Below are 20993 nucleotides of genomic sequence, written 5' to 3'. Positions count from 1 at the left end.
CTCATTGCTTGTTATTCGTTAATGTAAGGCGAGAAGAATCCTAAATCTGGCTCATCTAGGGTGCCAACAAGAATGCCCCGATCTAAGAACACATTACCTATTTCACAACTTGTTTCCGCCACAAGCGCACAGGCATGACAGGCAGCAATGTTTAACGAATCGCGTCCTTGGCCGGAACTATCAATGCAGGTGGGGTCGTAGCTACACCAGCGAGCTTTTTCTAAGGCACTGGCGAGTGTTTTGAAGAAGTTGTCCGGTATACCTTGGCGAACGAGGCCGCCTAACGTGCCTTCAGAGTCTGCGCTTGATGTATAGATCAAGATACCTGCCATATCAGACTTGTCTGCTTGTCCGCTGGAAAAGTACAGTCGCTCTTTTAATGCAGAAGATGAATAGCCGCTGGCGAAGCTGAGCTCACGTAAAAGTATATGAGATAAGGTGTGAAGCATATAGTAGGTGGGATCGATCAACGGTTTACGGTTCTCTGGAACTTGAATCGAAAGTTTACGCACAATGTTGGCGAAGATTTTTGAACCGTCGAGGCTATTTCTCCAAGGGCGTAGAAGTTGACTGTTCAATTCAATGAATATCCCTTCACCTGAGTTTTTCAGAGCGACAAACCGGTTATCTGTACGACGCAACGAAACTTCATTAACAGGAGCCTCGTCTGCTCGGCCATCTACTTCTGCACTTGCACGTTCGATTTGTTCTTGTTCCAGCATCATATCCGACTCGATTGGACGAATTCGACTATAACCTTTAAGAACAGAAATGACCTCAAGTTGATTTAGAAGCGTAATGTTTTGGAAGGCACTTCCGAGTTTCGTATCCCCAAAGTGTTCACGAGGTTGAAGTGTCATGTCGAAGCGATTTGTGTTACGGGCATATTCCTTAGCGCCAGTTAAAACGAGATATTCGTCTCGGCGGTAATCCATCTGGCTTTGTTCTCCTTCTGCATGAGCGGCTTGCCACACACTTGAGAAAACATTGATCAGTTTTTCCGGTGTGGGCGAGTTTTCGATTTCATCAACAAGCGTCTCCAAAAACGGGGCGTATCTTTGAGAAAGCGTCGCTTTCATCTCGTTGAGCGTTGCGGATTTCAACACTTGTTTGAGTAAAGCCTGGTAGCTAGAATTTTGAGTCAACTGCTCCTGAAGCGCAGTGTCTTCCATGGGTATGTTCACTGATCCGACAATATCGGAAAAGTAAAGGTTATTCGCGTTCCGCATGAGTGCGACTGGCTGTCGGCGACATTGTTTAGGGTGTTCGTTCTTCCTCCATCCGTATCGACCGTGACATTTCACACCAATGCGTGAAAGGGTGGCGCCAAATGAATCATCAAATACGCCTTGAAGATTACGTTTAGCCGTACAAGAACACTCGATCACAAGGTCTCCAATCGTGCCAGAAAGAGGGTTATCTTTTAACTTCAGATGATGAGTGCCACGGGGAAAATCATTTTTTTCTTTAGAGTGTGCCCACTCCATCCAGGGAAAGTCTTGGATGTGGCCGTCTCTGCAGGCACAGACGAGTCGGACCGGGATCAATTCCTCCCGATAGCGTTTGTTAGACTTTGACAATTCAAAATGAAACGGTTTGACATCAAAGCGCTTCAGATCCGCATCGTTTCGGAGATCAGCACGCCACTGCGATAGTGTCCGAAGCTCGCGGTTCTTTGGTCCGAAATACCACTGTGGAAATGAAACTCCAGTGATGAATTCTTTGGTGATATCAGTTGGGGGAGCGATGAATCCAGCTGCTCTTAAGCTGGATTGTAGGCGAATGTCGACGATAGGGTCTTCGTTACTTGTAGGCTGCCAGAACTCCGAGTCACAAATCATCACCGATTGATTGTTGATCTGGGTAAGGGCGCCAGTTCCAAAAGGGGTAATCAGCTGTGATTGGCGAATTTGGTTTTCTGGTGAACGGCGCTGACCGTCATTTGAGATTTTGCCATCGTTAAACTTAGTCATCTGTCAGACTCTCCTTTATGGAAATATTCCCAGAATTTTCTATATCGCGCATAGAGTTCATCGCGAAGTAAGCTTCGTGATGAGCTTGTCTCATATCAAAACTTTTTAGGAGGTAAACGGTGTCTGGTGTGGCGTCTTTCTTTGCCGCGAAGTATAAGAGGTTCTTGTTCGCAGTATTGTCACTTAAAACGGCAGATTGCAACCAGTTTTCAGAGATGGCATCAAGCTTTTCACTTGCTTTAGCTGTGTAAAGATTTTCCGAATCGTTTCGTTGTACGCGATCAAGCAAAAATGCTTTTGCACTTTCTAGTTCTGGTTTGAACTCGAGAATTGAACTGGCGTCTTTCTGAGATAAGAGAGCAGGAATCGTGTGTCGTAGCATACCAATCAAAACAGCTGCTAAAGCCTTATCTAAGGCAGGTTGGGAGAATGGTGTTACGCTGCTTGGCTCTACTTGGGCGTACATATTCTGATGATAACTTGTGAATGTCTCATAGTGAGAACGGTCGCGACTTTTGGTCGAGCTGTATAGTGCAAACACCAAACCCAATGTGTCTCGGCCAACTCGACTGGTTGCTTGGATATACTCGGAGGTGAGCTTGGGCTGACCAACAACGATCATGCTGTTCAATCTTGAAATGTCGATGCCTACTGAGAGCATATTGGTAGCGATCATGGTGTCGACAGCACGTTCATCCGAAGTGTGCGTGTGCGTGAGCTTCTTAATTGTGTTGACGATTTCGCTACTAGAAACGTGTGAAGTGAGCTCAAGATTACCGAACGTATTAAGCTGCCGCGAAGAAGCGGAGCCTTCGATTTTGGTGAGACGACGCAGCTCATCGCGCACATCATCCATCAGTAAGGTGGAAGCTTTCCCTAACTCTCTGAGGCTATTGAAATAACCAACGACTGTCCAGAAAAGGTCCTGTTCTTCGAGACTCAGCCCAAGCTCAACAATCGAGTGAAGAAGAGCCGCAAATAGCCGAATTTCTGTTGTCACTTGGGTTTTACCTGTACCCATCACGCCAACATATTGGCGACCATATAGATTGCCATCAGCAGAAGGTTTCCTTGTTTTGACGAAGAAATTGTCGTCAACGTCTAGTCCGTCTGGCGGAAATTGCATAACATCTCGGTCGAAGAGGTTGCGAACTTGTTCTTGAGAATTTCTGATAGTCGCCGTCGAGGCGAGGTATTTAGGCCGTGAAGATCCTGAAGACAAGATGTAATCAAAGCTACTTTCATAAAGCCCGACGATACTACCTAACGGACCGGAGATAAGGTGTAATTCATCCTGAATGATGAGCTGTGGTTTATAGGCTTCGCCAGATTTTCCGTTGGAGCAGGAGAACAAGGCCGCCGTCTTTTCGTTGATCGGCACTTGCGCAAATTTATCAACGGTTCCAAATAAGAGCGTCGGCTGATTTTTGTAGATAGAATCGTCAATAACATAAATCGGCAACTTCTCGTGGAAAGGACAACTGGAATTTTGACATTGGAGATCAAAATCATTGCCATTGACTAGCGGAGCGTACCCCCATGCATCCACGACACGTTTTTCTGTGTCGTCTGGGATGATGCTGTGCTCTCGATGACACCAAGGACATTCAAGTACTTGAAACGGATTTGGGCTATCATGGTTTTTCCGAAGATTAACAAAATCCGTTTTTGCTTCTTTACGATGGTTAGGTGTTGAACCTCCACCAACCCATAAACCCACACTGATTTCGTTACTACCAAGATCGTCACGATGCTGACGCAAGAACTCAAGAGCGCAAATCATTGAAGAGGCACGTTGAAATTGTTGCGCAGTCAGCAAACGCAGTGTATAGCGCATGATAACTGTAACGCCTTTAGCATCGGCGTCACCGAGACGCTGGTAGAGGACTACCAGCGCAATAGCACATAAGTACGCCTCAGTCTTGCCGCCGCCAGTGCTGATCCAAATCAAATCTAAAACGTCACGAAAGTCGCTCTTTTCATTTATCAGTGAATCAATCGTTGTGAGTATAAAGGCCAGTTGAAATGGACGCCAAGCAAAACTTGTGTTTGGATCATCTTCCAGATTTTCATAGGAGCGAGACCGAAAACATTGCATCTTCCGTTCGGGGTTTTTACTTCTTTGCAGTAAGATGGCCTCGTTGGCGAGATCGAAGGCGAGCAGAGCTGCTGGATCCCTGCGCAGGAGTTCAATGCCTTGGTGTATGCGGTTGCTGCAGATTCGACAGTCTTGAAGGTTGCTACTGGCAATCTCGGCGTAACTGGGGTTCTCCATTTTGATCTCAGGTACCTGCAACTCGCGTTCATCAATCCATGCGTCGTATTTCGCAGCAAACTTGGTCAAGGATTGTATTTGTGCCTCTTCAGGGACCTCAGAAAGGTAACTGTCCGGGCGGAGTATGTCCTTACTAAGTCCCTCCAAATCAAAAGACATGGGTGAGAGTTCATAGGTTGGGACATACTCGGTGAAGATGGATTCCACTTCGCCGGCTTGCGGGGACCAGCCAACCGAAATACCATGTCCGATAGCGTACGTTTTCTTGTTGCGGTACTCAAAACGGATTTTTTGGTCTTCTTTGCTAAGCTGTTCCAGATGGGTATCCATGACGTCCTCTGAAGCGCAGAACTTGAGTGAGTGCATCGCATTCAGGATAACTTGGGTTTGGAAAAAGATTGTCGACTTTGAAGTATTCTGGACGACCAACGTGACGGCCTGGACTGCTCTTTTGTTGTCGGGAAGGGGGAGTTCTCGTACCTTCGCAAAAATCGATAATCCCAGTGGCTCGCCGGATTGCATAATTTCTGTAGTTGATCGTGGTTTCGTCAAATCTAAGGTAACCTTGGTGGAAATCGGACGACGCTGATAAATTTTCGGCTTTGCCTTTTTAGATTTTTCAGAGAGGTAATTCAGATTGTAAAGCCGATAAAGAAATGCGGCGGCGTCTTTCATTTCCGGCTTTTCTTTAAGTTGATCAATCAAGTTTTTTAGCCGTTTTTGGAGACTTATCGCCTTTCGAGTATAGCTATCAGCATAGGCAATTTGTTTTTGATCATCAGAAATTTTCAAAATTGGTTCAGTTACTTGAGCATCGGTTACAATGGGTAAAATCGACTCAAGAAGGTCCGCTGGTAAATCGATCCAAGGGTTTTCAGTCATGTTATAAACCGATGTGTTAATCTTGAAATCCAAGGTTGAAGTTTTCAAACAGTAAAACGATAAGCCAATCGAAGTCGGTTTGAAACTATTGTCAACAACGATAGGTTCGCTTTCGGCATCAAAGTCGACATCTTGGTCATCTCCGGAGATGTCATCCGATGAACGGCCCGATGCTTTGCTTTCTACTTTCGGATAAAGGATCCCAGTAATATAGCGATTACGAGGAGGTTCGGAGATGATTTCGACGCTTGAATCTGAGACGAAATGTTCAGACCCTGGTCCTAATATTTTTGAAGTGATCGAATTCAAATAACGACTGCGAACCGCTTCTTGCTTTGACTTTGGAATTCTTTCTGTCATGTTTTACCTCCGTGTCAATCTTCTAGTAATCTGTTCGTTCTGTATCTAGGCAAGTACTCAGATACTGGTGTGATGGTGGCAATTGTCATAAAGCTGATGGGTGTGTCAGTCATGTCGAGCTTTTGTCCTTCTATGCGATCAAGTGCTTGTTGTCGTTGATCTTGATACCAGTCACGAACCGCAATACTCGATTGCCGATACGCTTCGGCGTTCTCTTCGATGTCGAGATTATTGGTGAGCTGTCCGATGATACGGATGAATTCCAGATCTTGAGGAACAAACTTAACGCTACTTGGCTGAGACCAGTACCGGAAATATCCCTGAGTGTGATCGAGACCGTACCGTAAGAATTTCTGTACAAGATCGTTGGGTGTCAAGTGATTAGAGCGGACATATTTGATAAATGCTTGTTTCCATTCGAAGTCTTTCTGATGGTCGGGATGATTTTCGAATAATTTAGTCAAGCTTTCAGCGCTGTTGAAGAGCTTTGAAAAGTCATTTTGGTACCACCGCTCATTTTCTACGCGTTGGACGTAGGCAACTTCATCCATGGGTTTGAAATCTGCAATTGGCTTATGACGAAGAATGCCTTCATGGTCACGCGTGAGAATGGTTGCAGAAGGAGTGACAAACATTTTCGCCCTTTTATTTTCGAGAAAAGCCAACCGATACTTGGCTACGACATGGTTGTCTCGCGTTGCCGCTGGGAAAGTTTTTGAGCGTTGTTCTTCCGCTCCGTCATTCAAAATGGACTCTTCGCGCTCTAAAGAATCAGAGTCCTCCTCGAGAATCAGTTCGGAGTCTTCTTTCGATCTAAGCGTTAAAGAGTTTTTCAATTTAGAAATACTGTTTACAAAAGTGGAGCCAGAATCGACATCAACGAGTTGATCAATCTGAAGAATTTGCTTTAGAAAGAAGAGGTCAATGGAAAGTGAAGTAGCAAGCTGGCGTGCGAAGTTATTTGGCGCGACAATTGTGACTTCTCGTGCGATGCCAGCATACATCCAGCGACGGCGCTCTGAGATCTGTGGAACAATCATGATCAGGCGTTCAGGGGCTTGGCGCCTGTTGATTGAATGAATGGGCTCGCCATAGTCAATCACGCGAGCTTTTTTCTTTCGAACGTAATAATTCGTCTTCATCTCTTCGGCTAATGCTGAGTGTGTTAAAATGACGGTCCGATTATCAATAATTAACCCGGAAAGAAGATTATCTAACTGAACAGCATAATTTTCTTTAACCAAACGAGTAAGATGTTGCAGAAGGTCTTTTGCCGTATCTTCAGCGACAATATTTTGGAGCTGCATCTCAGATTTCACCGATTGAAACGCCTGAGCAACCTTTGAGGAATTTGAATCAATCGAAGAAAACAGGGTTTGCTGAAAACGCTGCAAACTTCTTTCGAGGTCAAAGAGTTGCTGGCCTCTAATACTTGCTAGGAACTCGTCAATTTCGGCCGATTCTGCGTCGATGGTGGCATCAGTCTGAATAAAATTCGCAGAAATAGTGCTTGTCTTGAACTCATCAGCTGTCAGCCAACTGTACAGAGTATCCATCGCACTCATGAAAGTTGCGCCGGCGGCCGACACGGCAGAACTAAGCATAGAGAGAATGTGAGTCTCTACCGAGTGCCTGATGATGAAATCACGGACATTGGCCAACATGTCCTTGTTTGAGTACTTCCACCAAGCATCACCTATCATGTAGAGCGTGAAATGTTTATTGACCCGTTCGTGTAGAAGGGTGTTTAGGGTCTGAAGTTTGGGAACGAAGGTAACCATGGGAACCATCGTTTTCGTCGTACCCTTTAGATGCCTTGTCTTTCCGCCAGCATTGTAATATTCGCTCGGTACAACGGCACCGAAGCTAAGGTCTCGTCCTTCAATTGTAAAGTTCATCTTTTCAAGACTGTCAATGACTGCCTTGTCTGTCAAAATTACAATGTTAGATTCATCCGTTCGGCTGAAGTGAGAAATGTGAAAATGAGCAGCTACTTTTGCTCTTGTGTCAGTAGTTTTCCTTGAAGAAACCGACTTTGCAAGGCTGACTGAGGATAAGAAGGTCTCACGCGGGATCGTTAATAGCAACCCGTCAGAATCTGAGGCCATTTTGCAGATGTCATGGCCATCATGTTTTTCTACTCCGATAAAAGTATAACTTGTTTCCGCATATACTAGCGGGGTCCCAGATTCAATTTTCTCTGGGTAGAGGACTTGGTGATCGGCCATGTTCGACAATAATGTACGTAGAGCAGCCAATGTTACTAACGCGGCAGTGACTTGTTCTGATAGGTGGTAATATAAATAGCCACCGCCTGAGTCCTCAGCGGCCGTGAAGTCGTGCAGAACTTTACTAAACATCGGATCTTTGTTGGACAGTTGTTTTGGTAAAAAGCTAATCATCTTTTCCGTATACTTTTCAAGATCCATGACCCATCCCCCCCAAAAAAAGAAATAAAACGCAACTGTTCAAGTCAAGAACGCTTACCTATGAGTATAAACTTGTTTTAATGTATAAGATATTATAAGCCTGAACTATTCACAAAATTAAGTTTGAACTTTTTTCTTTCTCCACTAGGATCATATTCTTTCAGCTGTTTTAATGGTTTGGTGTTCAGAGAGTCTGATTATACCAAGATTAATTCACTACTTCCATCGCTTTTGGGAGGAACTAGATTTAGTTTCACATTTTTTCTTTTAACGTTTAACGGACAACACCGTAGAATTATTTACCGCAAATCCAGCATATGCAGGTGCCATATTAAACGTCTTGCCATCATCATCTGATGTTGCAATGGCAAAGCGAGCATGTTGACTATCGGTGGTATCAGTCATTGGTTCGGACGTCTGCCAATTTTTCTGTATTTGCGTACCTGCGGGAGCTAGCAACAAGCTGAAATGTACAATCATGGCCTTCTTTTGACTGTGATCTTGAGGATCTGGATAATCGAACTGTCCTGTGACATTAATGATTAGACTGCCATCCGGATGCCGAATAACCTGATCAAAATGGTTTGTATAGGCGCTACCAAGCGCGTTGTGCGTTGTAAAAGTTCCATTCTTGAAGTTGAGGATGTCCGGTAGTGCTGAGCGGGTACTGTTGATGTAGTTTCCGCTTAGGTAGTCGTATTTCTGATAATCTGTGATGATGCTTGTTAAATTTTTTGTTTGCGTGGCGTCATCATTTTTATTAGCTGGCTGGGTGGTAGCATCTTTGGAAGCTGATCGGGAACGCGAATCACTCACTGATGTCGAAGTGATTTGCTTACTGGCGCTGGAGCCACTTTTTGGACCATCAACTTTGTTGCACGCTCCCACGGCAAGCGCAAGTACCAACATGGTAATAATAAACGTTAACCGTCGATACCCGCGAACTGATTGGTTGTCTTTATGATTCCAATGGCACCTGTCTGTTTTCATTTGAAAGCCCCTCCATTCTTATTTGATTATACAATTACTGATGCCTTTTTTGTTGGAGCCAGTAGCTAATGGGCGCATAATATTAGTCAAAGACGACGAGTAATTCCATTCAGACCCTGCCAGTCAATGGAATTGCCCGCCGTCTTTTATGTTCACAGTAGTCCAACAACGGTGAGGTAAAATAGCTCCCTTTATTGAAGCAATTGTTACTACAAAACGCTGTGAACGACTTCTGTTAGAGCTATCTGAATTCATGATTGCCTTTGATGTAGATCAGTAAAGTCCTTTAATATCAGGCTTTTTAGTATCATGATCTAAGCCTTTGAGCGTAAATGACTGGGAACTCGAAATAAGTGCGAAATGTTTTGTTTGACAAAAGGGGGTGATCATTCATGATTTATGACCAATGCAACGGTCAGATTTTTAGAAAGCGCTTTCTTAACTTTGCCATATACTTGAAATCAGGAAGGACAGATTGAATATGCATTTCAGTGACAGAGAACGTAAACTAATGAATCTTCTGTTAAATTCGAAAGGTTATCTGACGGCTGCAGAAATTTCGAATCAACTCTTTATTTCGACTAAGACGGTGTACCGAACCGTTGACCACGTTAATGAAATTGCACCTAATCATGACCTCATCACAGGTAGTAAGGGACAAGGCTTCCGAATCAATTATTCTTCATACCTGCTGTTGAATCGAAAACAGAAACGAGAAAAGGAGGCTTCGAACGCAGAAATTGTCGAACGTCAAGCTGATGTTTTATATGACCTGCTTTGGGAGGCACCGGCATCAGTCAAAGTTCACGACCTATTTGAGCCATATTACGTTAGCGAGTCACAGATCGAAGCTGACGTTAAAGCAATTCGTGCAGACATTCAGACTTATGCTCTGCAGATCAAGCGTCAAAATATGGCTATTCAAGTTGTAGGAAAGGAGGACGAAATCCGAAGAGCGCTTCAAGACCAAATGATGGCACGTGACATCATAGAAGCGAGCAGTGACCAGAGTAGGAGAAAAGATCTAAATGTCAAAACATTGGCTTTTAGTATGTCACTTTTGCATCAAGTTGAAACTGAACTCAATGCTTCAGTACCGTACCCTTACAACCTTAACATTGCCATTCCGCTGTATATCATGATCACACGTAACCGGAAAGGCCGTTCAATTGTCATTGACGAAACTGAATCAGAGAGCACAACGGGTAGTGTGAATTCCTCGTCTAATCAGCGTCTATTCAAATTAGCGGCCAAGACGATTACGCACGTAGAAAGTTATCTCAATAAAAGACTTCCGCCAGGTGAAACAACTTATCTTTTGGAACATCTGCTTTCATCTCGTTTCTTGAAAGACGGATTCAACAGTGTCAAAAATGTCACCACCCATGGTCAAGCTTATGAAGTATCAAGATATTATCTTGAACGGATGGGGGAGGTGACTGGTAAAAAGATTGAAGACTTGGTTTTGCTGGAGGAATTGACTAGCCATATTCAGCCGATGTTAGCACGTCTATCGTCTAATATCCATGTCCATAATGTTTTGCTAGATGACATTGAACGCCTTTACCCACGACACTTTGAAAATGTCAGCCGTATTTCAAAAGAAGTCGAAATGCACTTTCATACCGCAAATATATCGACTGACGAAAATGGCTTCATTGCGTTGTACTTTGCTAAATATTATGAACAAAACGAGAAATCCTTAAAAGCACTGGTCGTATGCACGACTGGAATTGCGACAGCTAAACTATTGGCGGTGAAGATTCGAGCGTCGTTCTCACAACTTGAAATTGTCGATGTCGTAGCACGCGACAAAGTTGAGGAGAGGTTAGCACGGGATCCAAGCATCGAGTTGGTGATATCGACTGTCAGTTTAAACAATATCAACACTATTCCCGTGATTGTTGTGAATGCGTTAATGACAAGTCGGGACCGCGACAAAGTGTCTTCATTTTTAAACCGCATTGAGGGGAGTGAAAAAATGCTGAGCGATGTTACCAACCGTAATCTGATTCAGGTTAATATCAGTGTTCAAAATTGGGAAGAGGCGATCAGAAAGAGTGCCCAACCGTTGATTGATCAAGGTTATGTCCTTCCAAGTTATGTAGACGATATGGTGAATACCACCAAAGAAGCCGGTCCCTATATTGTGATCAGCAAAGGGGTGGCTTTACCACATGCGCGACCCGAAAAAGGTGCACAACGCGTGGGAATTGCCATTTCAACTCTTGAGACGCCAATTTCATTCGGAAATAAAGCAAATGATCCGGTGAGTTATGTATTTGCTTTGAGCGCAACCGATAGTCGGACGCATTTACGAGCACTGTCAGAGTTAGTTGAGCTAATCGGGCAGGAAGCATTTATGCAAGCATTAAGAGATGCTACTACCCCTGAGGCCATATATGGACTGATTACGAAATTTGAAGAAAGATGTGATTTTAATGGCTAAAAAGTTTTCAGCGCTTGTTGCCTGTCGCACAGGTATGGGGTCTTCAATGATGTTGAACATCAAAGTGACTCAAGTCGTTCGTGAGAATAAGTTTCCCATTGAGGTCTCGCACGATGTGATTGATGCAGCCAAGGGCATTGATCCTGATGTTTTGATCACGATGGCTGATTTGGTGCCAGACGTCAAGGATGAAGTGCGCCAAGTTATCGGAATTAAAGATTTAACTGACAAAGAGGAGATTAAAGAAAAGCTCGCTGGGTGGCTTGCTGAGCAAGGGGATGCGAGTTGATATAGAAGGGATGGAAAACCATGACGGGGATTATCGCGATTTTGATTGATCTGCTAAGTTCGGCAGCAATCATGGTGGGTATTATTTCTTTTATTGGGTTGGTGGTGCAAAAGGAAGCACCTTCTAAAGTCATCAACGGCACAATCAAGACAATTGTCGGCTTTCTGGTATTTTCGGTTGGGAGTGCAGCCGCTTCCACCGCTCTGAATGATTTTCAAAAACTGTTTGCTACCGGTTTCCATCTGCAAGGGGTCTTGCCACTAGCCGAAGCCGTAACAGCATTAGCGCAGCAACATTTTGGAACCACAGTGGCTTTGGTTATGACCACAGGCTTCGTTTGGAATTTGCTCATTGCCCGACTGACGCCAATGAAGTATATCTTTCTGACTGGGCAACACAATCTATATTTGGCTGCCTTGTCGACCATTATGCTGAAGTCAGTTGGCATGAGTAATGGCTGGATCATCTTTATAGGTGGCATCATCGTTGGTTTCATGTCTTCTGCAATGCCGGCAATTGCGCAACCTGGGATGCGTAAAGTGACTGGCGGTGATGAGATTGCTTTGGGGCACTATGTTTCGTTGGGTTATGCATTATCGAGTTGGATTGGTAGTAAGGTCGGTAAACCAGAAGAAAGCACCGAGAAACTGAAGCTGCCAGGTTGGCTTAGCATCTTTAAAGACTATGTCATTGGTGTTTCAATTACGATGGTGATTTTCTACTACATTGCGGCGTTTATCGCTGGGCCTGCACAAGTTGAAAAATTATCCGGCGGTATGAGTTGGCTAGTTTATCCATTGCTGCAAGGCTTACAATTTTCAGCAGCATTGTACGTGATTATTACAGGTGTTCGGCTGTTATTGGGAGAAATTGTTGGCGCTTTTGTTGGAATCTCTGAAAAGGTTATTCCAAATGCTAAACCGGCTTTGGATGTCCCTGTTGTCTTCCCATACGCGCCAACAGCAACGGTTGTTGGGTTCATTTCATCCTATGCTGCCGGTTTGTTGATGATGTTTGTTTTTGGTGCACTAAAGATGCCGGTTATCATCCCAGTGGCAGTGCCTTACTTCTTTATTGGCGCAACAGCCGGGGTGTTCGGTAATGCAACTGGTGGTTGGAAAGGCGCAGTTGTGGGTTCATTTGTCATTGGTATCTTGATTGCGGTGGGACCTTCGCTAGTTTACCCAGTTTTACAATCAGTCGGACTAAAAGGCACCGCTTTCCCAGAAACCGATTTTAACGTTGTAGCTTTAATCATTAAATATCTTGGTCAAGCTTGGCATAGTGTCTTCGGAACGATTTTGCTACCACTTTAATCGAGGAGGATTTTCATGAAAAATTTGGATAAGTTAACCATTAATACGATGCGGACCTTAACAGTTGATGCGGTTCAACACGCCCATCATGGTCATATGGGAATGCCACTTGGCACAGCACCGATGGGATATGCTCTGTGGCGGTATTTCCTTAAAGTCAATCCTAAAGATCCTGAATGGTTTAACCGTGATCGCTTTGTGCTGAGCGCAGGCCACGGATCAATGCTTCTATACTCGTTAATGCTTTTGTCAGGATTTCCATTAACGATGGCGGATATTAAACAATTTCGACAGCTGAACAGTAAGACGCCGGGTCACCCTGAAGTACACAAAACGCGCGGCGTTGATCTCAGTACTGGACCGCTGGGACAGGGGTTTGCGATGGCAGTGGGGTTAGCAATTGCTGAAGCGCACTTAGCCGACCGCTTTAACCGACCAAACTTTCCAGTTATTGACCATTACACTTATGTCGTTTCCGGCGATGGGGATTTTGAAGAGGGTATTTCACAAGAGACTGCATCATTGGCGGGGCAATTAGGGTTAAACAAACTGATTGTGTTGTGGGATGCCAATCATGTGACGTCAGATGGTCCGTTAACTGCTTCTAATACGGAGGATGGTTTGGCCCGATTCAGAGCCATGAACTGGAATACGTTGGAAGTCAAAGATGGAAACGATCTCCATGAAATTAATTTAGCGATAGCTGCTGCAAAGCGCTCGGCGAATAAACCGACCCTTATTAAGGTTAATACTGTGATTGGCTATGGTTCAACAATGCAAGGGACACCAGCTATTCACAGTGATCCAGTGTCTGAACAAGAAGCAGATCATATGCGCGCAATGTTTGGCTTTGCTGATAAACCCGCATTTTATATACCGGATGAGGTTACAGAAGGTTTTAAGCCGATGATCGAACGCGGACAGAAGGATGAGGCGTCCTGGAAACTGTTAGTTGCAGAATACAACAAACAATATCCGGAGGAAGCGGCAGAATTAACCGATTTTATTCGGGGAAAATTGGCTGTACCAGATTTAAATGATCTGGAAATCCATGGTGATATGGCCACAAGGCAGGCATCTGGTAAAGTGCTTAATGCGATTTATCCCAAATTGCCAATTCTTGTTGGCGGTAGTGCAGATTTAGGAACCTCTAACAAAACGACCATTATGGATCAATACTTCATGAGCAACCGTCGTTATAGTGGACCAAACATTTATTTTGGGGTACGTGAGTTCGGAATGGCGACGATTGCCAATGGAATCACTTTGCACGGCGGCCTAAGGGGATACACAGGAACGTTCTTGGTGTTCTCTGATTATATGCGGAGCGCAATTCGGCAAGCCGCAATTATGGAAACGCCGACCATCTTTGTATTTACCCATGATAGTGTTCAGGTCGGTCAGGACGGACCAACCCACCAACCAATTGAGCATTTGATGTCACTAAGAGCGATGCCTAATCTCATTGTCTTTCGAGGAGCTGATCAGACTGAAGTTAAAGCGGCGTGGGATATCGCTTTAAAGAACAAGACAGCTCCGACGGCCATCATTTTGAATCGCCAGCCTGTACCAGAATTATCCCGAACGGACATGAAGAAGGCGGAAAAGGGTGCTTACGTGCTGTCTGATCCTAAAGATGGTCAAACGCCAACGGGGATAATCATTGCAACTGGGTCAGAGCTGCAACTAGCCCTAGACGCTCAGGCGCAACTAGCAGATGAAGGAATTGCTGTTCGGGTAGTATCAATGCCATCATGGGAGCTGTTTGAGCAGCAACCTGATGAATACAAGGAATCAATCTTGCCAGATGAAATTCAGAACCGTATGTCCATTGAACTTGGTGCTACCACTGGGTGGCAGCAATATGTGGGAATGCACGGTGTGAGAATGGGATATGATCACTTTGGTGAATCTGCCCCAGCTAAGGATATTCTTCGCATGATTGACTTCACGGCAGACCACGCAAGAAATCTGTATGTTGCCGCTTTTGGGCCTGCGAAAGTTCCGCTATAGAAGTAAGTGGTCAGCGTAGTGAGGTTTATCCAAATGATTAGTGTACCGTGATCTAACAGCAAACAATCTTAATAGTTAAAAAGAGTCGCCAACTCTGCACTAGTTCTTAGTCATCTTGACCGGACGATATGCAGAGGGGGCGGCTCTTTTTTGAGCTTAAGGTGCACTAGAACGATAAACAATGACAATGATTATTGATGGATGTTACGCATTCTAGTCAGACTATACCGGCCGTGAAAGATATTCAGCGTTGTTTAAATATGCTGATCTGCCGGAAAAGATACATACCAGAGACGCGCTTTATATGTTTAACGTCAAAACAAAGTTGTCACCAAAATCTGTAGGAATAATTGTCGGCACTCTCTTTCTGTTGAAGTGGGTCAAAATAATCTTTCTACTATTTCCAAGATATGGCCCTTATAGCACTGATTTTGCCGATTTTAAACGAACTTAATTTCTGAATTACCAAAAGATCAACTATTTTGGGTGTCATAAATGCAGGACAGTTTGGAAATATTTACATAATATATTGAAAATTTGGGAAATGGTGATATTATGACAATGAAAGCGCTGTTATAAGCCGATACTTCATAAACTAACTGGCCAGTTAACTGTTTAAGCTTGTAATGCCGCCAAAAAAAGGAGGTAAGCTTCATGACACTGACAGTCTCGCAAGCGATCATCATTGCACTATGGATAGCCTTAGTAGAGTCGCGTATCTTGCTTGGTGGCGCGACAACAACTTTGCGTTTTACGCCGATGATGACTGGGCTTGTCGTTGGGATCGTTCTTGGCAATGTTGCGCAGGCAATGATGATTGTCGCGGCGATTCAACTGATTTACATGGGTGTTTTTTCTCCGGGAGGACAGATGCCGTCTGAACCGGCAATTGCTGCCGCCGTTGCTGTTCCAGTGGCGTTGCTTGGCGGATTAAAACCCGCAGCTGCCGTTGCTATTGCTGTCCCGGTTGGATTACTCGGAGCGTATTTATACCAATTCCGGTTGTTCCTTAATACCTTCGTTGTTCATTTGACAGATAAATATGCTGCTGCAGGGAATCGAAGGGGGCTCACTTTTTCAATTATTTGGATTCCGGTGATCGTTTCTTTTGCCTTATTCATGCCATTTATGTTTATTACGTTAAAGTTTGGGGTTCCAGTGATTGCATCATTTGTTAAGTCAAATTCCGGAACATTACTCTTCCACATCTTAAGCACCATTGGCGGCGGTTTAGCTTCCATCGGGATTGCTTTAACTGTTTACGTAATCGGGAAGAAGAACTACATTCCATTTTTCCTCTTGGCGTACTTCATGACAGTCATGTTCGCAACCTTAAAGATCTCGATGGTCACATACGCGATCATCGGTTGCATCATTGCTTTTGTCTATATCATGTTACGGAACGAGGCAACCCAATCTGCCTTAGCTGAGTTTAACAAACATCAATCGACACCTCCTAGTGGCGATGATGATGATGACTTTTAGTTAGTGGGTGAATAAAATGGCTGAAAATACAAATGATTTGACGAACCAAGAAAGCAATTCAAGCCCAGAGATTCAACAGAAAAACGTTGAGTTAAAGCCAGAGACCATTTCTAAGAAAGATATTATGCTGGCTTGGCTTCGATTCTACTTTGTTAATGAAATTCCACATTCTTTTGATCGATATATTGCACCGTCCTTGTTATGGGGACTAATTCCAATTCTCAATAAGTTGTATAAGGATCCAACTGAGCTTAAAGCAGCCTATCAACGACACTTGCTTTTCTTCAATACTCAGCTGTCATGGGGTGGTGGCATCTTAACTGGCATTATCGCCTCACTGGAACAAACACGTGCGCAAGAAGTATATGAAAAGCAGCCCATATCCATTTCTGATGACTTGATTTATAACACCAAAGCTGGTCTGATGGGTGCTCTAGCAGGCATCGGGGATTCGATTGACTCAGGTACAATCCAGTATATCTTTATCGCTATTGCACTTCCTTGGGCAAAGCAAGGGTCTGCAATGGGTGCCATCTTCCCATTTGTTGCTTTTTCCGTTTATCAAGTTCTTATTGGCTGGTATTTTGCAAATACCGGATTCAAATTAGGACGTCGAGCAGCGACAGAAGTTGTTGGCGGCACAAAGATGAAGAGCTTAATTGAGGGGCTCTCCATACTAGGGCTATATATGATGGGTATTATCGCTGCAAGTTACGTGAAGGTTTCTTCAACATTAAAGTGGACGCTTTCAGGCAAGAAGTTTGAGTTGCAGAGTATCATTGATGGAATTTTACCAGGATTATTGCCACTGCTGGTAGTTGCTGGGGTCTACTTCTACTTTGTAAAACGCGGGCTTAAAGTTACGCGAGCGTTGATTGGATTGACGGTCATTCTGGGCGTATTAGCTGCAATTGGAATTTTGTAAGGAGGAAACTGTCATGGGAAAAGTAACACTTGCAAGAGTTGATGAGCGTTTGATACATGGACAGGTTATGACCAACTTGTCGCAGAACTCAGATGCCAACTCGATCTTTATCGTTGATGATGAGATTGCCAAAGATGATTTTATGAAACAAGTTTTTGTAAACTCCGGATCACGAACAGGTATGACCATTAAAATTTATTCCGTTAAAAAATGCAGTCGCTACTGGGAGTTAAGAAAATTTGACGACTTCAACTGCATTTTATTGACAAAAACGGTTGATAACATGTACAGACTTGCCAAGAATGGTGTCCCGATTAAAGCGCTAAATATTGGCGGAATTGCAAAAAGGCCGAACACCGAATTTGTAATTAGTTCCGTAGCCATTGATGCCAAGATGGCTGCCCAACTTCGCGAAATTAAAGAGATTACTGGAGCAGATATTTATTTTCAGACAATTCCATCTTCAAAGAAAGTCAGTCTAGAAGATGGTGTTAAAGCATTCGATAAAGTTAAACCTTGAGGGAGCTGAATAGCATGATTGGTGTTTTAGTTGTCACCCATGGAGAATTAGCTGCAGGATTCAAGAACAGTGTTCATTTGATTATGGGTGAACAGGAACATTTTGATACTTTAGGACTTTTTGAAGGTAATGATTTTGGAAAGTTCAAAGAAGAAATTCATGACAAAATTGTGGACCTTGATTCCGGGGATGGTGTTGCTGTTCTGGTTGACTTACTGGGGGCATCTCCATATAACGCCACAGCAATGAACATGTCTAGACTGGATGACGAGCAACATCAAGTTCGGTTGATAACCGGTGTTAATTTGCCAATGTTGATTGAAACACTTTCGACTCGCAATGATCATCAGTCATTAACAGATTTTGTTAAGACGGCGATTGAAAGCGGAAAAAATGGGGTAGAGGAACTGGCAGTTAAGAGAGGAGTTGATCAGAATTGAAAGTGCTTATTACACCTCGCTCTTTTGGTAAATACGATGACGAGCCATTCCGAATTATGAAGGTTCGTGGTGTGAAGATTGTCGAGAATGAAACCGGTTCTGTTTTAAGTGAACGTCAAATGATCGATCGTGTTGCAGATGTTGACGGTATTATTGCTGGCGTTGACCCCTTAAATGAAGAGGTTCTCAAACATGCCAAGAACTTAAGAGCTATTGCGAAATATGGTGTTGGAACTGACAATATAGATTTGGGTTACTGCAAGAAACACGGTATTGCCGTTTCGATCACCAAGAATGCAAATCGAAATGCCGTTGCTGACTATACTTTTGCTTTGATGCTGAACGTGGCTCGACGTGTGACAGAGATTAACAATGGTTGCAAGCAAGGTGATTGGTCTAAAAAGGTAGCGCTGGATGTTTTTGGGAAAAAACTTGGCGTCATCGGTTTAGGAGCGATTGGTCGGGGTGTCATTCACCGAGCTGAAGGATTTGATATGCAAATCTATGGCTATGATGTCTTCCATGATGATGTTTTCGTAGAGGATAACCAAGTCCGTTTTACTGACGTTGAAACGATTTTTAAGGAATGTGACTTCATCACACTTCACGTTCCTTTGATCCCTTCAACAGAAAACTTAGTTAATGCAGAAATGCTTAGTAAAGCCAAGAAGAATTTAGTCATAGTTAATGCTGCTAGAGGGGGCATTATCAACGATGACGATCTTTACAATGCATTGAAGAACAAACAGATTTTTGGCGCAGGGTTAGATGTCTTTCAGACAAAAGATCCCCAACATTCAAAACTTCTGCAGTTGCCAAATTGTATTGTTGGCTCTCATACAGCGGCTAGTTCACAGGGCGCTGTCAATAGTATGAGTCTGCGCGCAGTCTCGAATTTGATGAGAGATTTAAATAGCAGTGTTGAACAAGAAGATAATGTGGCAGTTTAGGAATTAAGAAAGGAGCCAGCGTTTCTACGCGACTATTTATGGAATACGAAGAAATAATTTCAAAAATTAAACAAGAGAAAATCGTTGCGGTTATTCGCGCTAATGATGCAGATGAAGCTCTTAAGATCGCCCAAGCAGTGTCAAAGGGTGGTATTCATCTACTGGAGATGACAATGACGGTTCCGGGGGCCTTAGACATTATTAAAGAACTTTCAAAAGTGGTTCCAAAGAATATTGTAGTTGGAGCAGGTACGGTACTTGATGCCATCACAGCTCGTATGGCTATTCTTAACGGAGCAAAGTTCATTGTAGCGCCCAGTCTTGATCTTGAAGTGATGAAGATTTGTAACTTATATCGTGTACCGTCGATAGCGGGAGCAGCAACACCAAATGAGGTGCTACATTGCTTAGAAGCAGGCAGTGCGATTATCAAACTATTTCCTGGCAATGCTTTTCCAAATCCAAAGATCATTAAGAGCATTCACGGACCGTTTCCTCAGGCCAATATTATGCCAACGGGTGGTGTTTCCTTGGAAAATGTCAAGGCGTGGTTAGATGCCGGCGCAGTTTGTGTTGGCACGGGTGGCTCGCTAACTGCAGGAGCAAAGACTGGCAACTTTGAGGCTGTTACGAAAGAAGCGGAGAAGTTCATTGCTGCAGTGAAGTAATCTTGGTTGGTTTGAATGTCGGAGGGGGCAAATACAATGGATATTCGAGATGATGTTTTGCAATATTCGCTAACCCAAAACAAAAGACGGACGACAAAGCAGAAGATTAGATTCTTAAAATCCTTATCGTCAGAAGTTCGCCATCTTGGATACACAAAAGAAGTGTCAACTAAAGTCGCGAAGATTAATCATCGGGACAATTACAATCTTTATGTTGGTAATATAGAAGAAGCTGACACTATCCTGACGACGTATTTTGACACGCCTCCTCGGTCGTTCTTTGGCTTGCACTATAAAGTTGGTGATGCGCACAATAATTATAAATGGGTCATGATTTCTCAAGTACTTCCGTTTGCTTTATACATTGTTTTTGAACTGCTAGTTTTTATCCTGTTTGTGTTTCCTATGCTGAGAATGTCCAACGTTTGGCAGCAAGTGGCCGGCATGGTATTGGCCGCTGCGTCAATCTGGATCAGTCTTAAGTTAAAAGATGGGATTGCGCAGGCAAGTAATTTGTCTAATAGCACGGCTTCGATCATTCTTATGTTAGAGTTCATGCGGCATCTATCAGCTAAACAACGTAAGCGGATTGCCTTCATCTTTGCAGACAACGGATCAGTAGATAATTTAGGGCTAAAGGTCGCTGCAAATTACATTTCGCATCATTCTAAAAAAATTCCTAGAATTATCTACTTCGACTCCATTGGCGATGCTAGGAACATCCAAATATTCCGTGATAATAAAGTATTAGTTAATAGAGGTCACAACGCATGGAACATTTTCCCGTTAAGCGCTTTAAAGAATGACGAATTTTTGGTAAAATTTACTGACTATATCGTCACGAATGGGACGAAAGTTGGAGGAAGCGTTGTGCCTGACAACGAAACGTCGACACAGCAGCATTTTGATCCTCAGAAACTTAGCCACTTGTCCCAGGACTTAATTAAGGAGCTTAATGTTGCATAGCATTCAGGCTAGAAATGAGCAGTGCCGCTTTGCGGTTATTAATAGTTACCAGAGGAATTGTTA

General features: G+C 43.6%; 15 protein-coding genes. 11 read left to right on the top strand and 4 right to left on the bottom strand.

The window, feature by feature from the left end; all coding sequences use genetic code 11:
* Positions 1–11: 11 nt before the first annotated feature.
* The 4 genes from drmB to LACZS1_RS09775 form a co-directional block, all read right to left on the bottom strand.
* Complete coding sequence (gene drmB / locus LACZS1_RS09790; RefSeq protein ID WP_070652206.1) at positions 12–1973, bottom strand: DUF1998 domain-containing protein; 1962 nt, start codon at positions 1971–1973, stop codon at positions 12–14.
* Positions 1966–5490 carry a helicase-related protein gene (locus LACZS1_RS09785; RefSeq protein WP_070652205.1) on the bottom strand — a complete coding sequence of 1175 codons (3525 nt, stop codon included), beginning with the start codon at positions 5488–5490 and terminating at the stop codon, positions 1966–1968. The genes drmB and LACZS1_RS09785 overlap by 8 nt, the downstream gene beginning before the upstream one ends.
* A gap of 14 nt (positions 5491–5504) precedes the next feature.
* A complete protein-coding gene (locus tag LACZS1_RS09780) occupies positions 5505–7919 on the bottom strand; it encodes a hypothetical protein (protein WP_093997814.1) in 2415 nt (804 codons plus the stop codon).
* Positions 7920–8186: 267 nt separating this feature from the next.
* Positions 8187–8909 carry a hypothetical protein gene (locus tag LACZS1_RS09775; protein ID WP_070652203.1) on the bottom strand — a complete coding sequence of 241 codons (723 nt, stop codon included), beginning with the start codon at positions 8907–8909 and terminating at the stop codon, positions 8187–8189.
* 481 nt (positions 8910–9390) lie between these two features.
* Between LACZS1_RS09775 and LACZS1_RS09770 the strand changes: the two genes are divergently transcribed.
* The 11 genes from LACZS1_RS09770 to LACZS1_RS09720 all read left to right on the top strand — a co-directional run bounded on the left by LACZS1_RS09770 (position 9391) and on the right by LACZS1_RS09720 (position 20930).
* Positions 9391–11358, top strand: coding sequence for a BglG family transcription antiterminator (locus LACZS1_RS09770; RefSeq protein WP_070652202.1), 1968 nt, complete (start codon positions 9391–9393; stop codon positions 11356–11358).
* Entirely contained in the window at positions 11351–11647 is a 297-nt protein-coding gene (locus tag LACZS1_RS09765) for a PTS sugar transporter subunit IIB (RefSeq protein WP_070652201.1), read from the top strand. Before LACZS1_RS09770 ends, LACZS1_RS09765 begins: the two co-directional genes overlap by 8 nt.
* A gap of 20 nt (positions 11648–11667) precedes the next feature.
* Positions 11668–12963, top strand: a complete 1296-nt coding sequence (ulaA, locus tag LACZS1_RS09760; protein WP_070652200.1) for a PTS ascorbate transporter subunit IIC — start codon at positions 11668–11670, stop codon at positions 12961–12963.
* A gap of 15 nt (positions 12964–12978) precedes the next feature.
* Positions 12979–14976 carry a transketolase gene (gene tkt, locus LACZS1_RS09755; protein ID WP_070652199.1) on the top strand — a complete coding sequence of 666 codons (1998 nt, stop codon included), beginning with the start codon at positions 12979–12981 and terminating at the stop codon, positions 14974–14976.
* Positions 14977–15630: 654 nt separating this feature from the next.
* The gene (locus tag LACZS1_RS09750; protein ID WP_070652198.1) at positions 15631–16461 is read left to right on the top strand and encodes a PTS mannose/fructose/sorbose/N-acetylgalactosamine transporter subunit IIC; all 831 of its coding nucleotides are present in this window, start codon (positions 15631–15633) and stop codon (positions 16459–16461) included.
* A 16-nt stretch (positions 16462–16477) separates the two neighbouring features.
* Positions 16478–17386: a PTS system mannose/fructose/sorbose family transporter subunit IID gene (locus LACZS1_RS09745; RefSeq protein ID WP_070652197.1), complete on the top strand. Its 909-nt coding sequence runs from the start codon at positions 16478–16480 to the stop codon at positions 17384–17386.
* A gap of 13 nt (positions 17387–17399) precedes the next feature.
* Positions 17400–17906 (top strand): PTS sugar transporter subunit IIB, encoded by a 507-nt coding sequence (locus LACZS1_RS09740; protein ID WP_070652196.1) that lies wholly within the window; start codon positions 17400–17402, stop codon positions 17904–17906.
* Positions 17907–17920: 14 nt separating this feature from the next.
* Entirely contained in the window at positions 17921–18346 is a 426-nt protein-coding gene (locus tag LACZS1_RS09735; protein WP_070652195.1) for a PTS sugar transporter subunit IIA, read from the top strand.
* Between the two features lie 2 nt (positions 18347–18348).
* Positions 18349–19296, top strand: coding sequence for a phosphoglycerate dehydrogenase (locus LACZS1_RS09730; RefSeq protein WP_231956488.1), 948 nt, complete (start codon positions 18349–18351; stop codon positions 19294–19296).
* A 38-nt stretch (positions 19297–19334) separates the two neighbouring features.
* Positions 19335–19964 (top strand): bifunctional 2-keto-4-hydroxyglutarate aldolase/2-keto-3-deoxy-6-phosphogluconate aldolase, encoded by a 630-nt coding sequence (locus LACZS1_RS09725; RefSeq protein ID WP_070652193.1) that lies wholly within the window; start codon positions 19335–19337, stop codon positions 19962–19964.
* Positions 19965–20000: 36 nt separating this feature from the next.
* Positions 20001–20930, top strand: a complete 930-nt coding sequence (locus LACZS1_RS09720; protein ID WP_070652192.1) for a zinc-binding metallopeptidase family protein — start codon at positions 20001–20003, stop codon at positions 20928–20930.
* Positions 20931–20993: the final 63 nt, after the last annotated feature.

The organism is Lacticaseibacillus zeae subsp. silagei, assembly GCF_030770335.1.
Lineage (GTDB): Bacteria > Bacillota > Bacilli > Lactobacillales > Lactobacillaceae > Lacticaseibacillus > Lacticaseibacillus zeae.
Note: the sequence above shows the minus strand (reverse complement) of the source record. Positions and strands in the feature narration are given on the sequence as shown.